Here is an 849-nt window from a genome sequence, read left to right on the forward strand (position 1 = left end):
GGATAGTTAATCGATTTAAGATCGATAAAAATAAGTAGCGAGAAAAGAATGGATATCGATTTTCCACTGGTGTTGGTGGTACTAACGTTTTTTACAGGCTTCGTCTATTTAGCGGACGTTCTGTATTTTTCTAAACAACGCGAGGCAAGCAAGGCTCCAAAGGCATCATCAGAGGATGAGCCGAAGATGCATTGGTTGATTGATAATTCTCGCTCTTTTTTTCCAGTGCTGGCGCTTGTGTTAGTGCTCCGGTCTTTTCTTGTGGAGCCTTTTCAAATTCCGTCGGGCTCAATGTTGCCGACCTTAGAAGTCGGCGATTTCATCTTAGTCAATAAATACGAGTACGGTTTGAGGTTGCCAGTCGCGGGCACAAAGGTGGTCGAGCTGAACGATCCTGAGCGAGGGGACGTAATTGTCTTTAAATTCCCAGAAGATGGAAAAACTAATTACATAAAACGTGTTGTAGGGATCCCAGGTGATGTTATTCGTTACGACGAAAAACAACTGTTTATTAATGGTGAATTAGTTCCTGAAACGCTTGTAGCTAATTTACCTCCTTATCGTTTGGCCAAAGAGCAAATAGGCAACGTCACACATCAGTTAATGGAGCATAAGCTACGCCGAAACATTCAAGCCGAAGGTGAATGGGTGGTACCAGAAAACTCCTACTTTGTAATGGGTGATAACCGTGACAATAGTAACGATAGCCGTTATTGGGGCTTCGTTCCCGATGAGTTAGTGGTTGGTAAGGCGTTTGCAATTTGGATGCAATGGAAAGGTCTCACTTCATTGCCATCGTTTTCGCGCGCAGGAAGCATCGAGTAACACGCATTACGTTGTAAACCTGAT

Annotated in this window: 1 protein-coding gene; it reads left to right on the plus strand. The window is 43.6% G+C overall.

Annotation, left to right across the window (positions count from 1 at the left end; translation table 11 throughout):
• Positions 1–48: 48 nt before the first annotated feature.
• Positions 49–825 carry a signal peptidase I gene (gene lepB / locus A3738_RS25820; protein ID WP_068478487.1) on the plus strand — a complete coding sequence of 259 codons (777 nt, stop codon included), beginning with the start codon at positions 49–51 and terminating at the stop codon, positions 823–825.
• Positions 826–849 lie beyond the last annotated feature (24 nt).

The sequence above is a fragment of the Oleiphilus sp. HI0066 genome, from assembly GCF_001635725.1.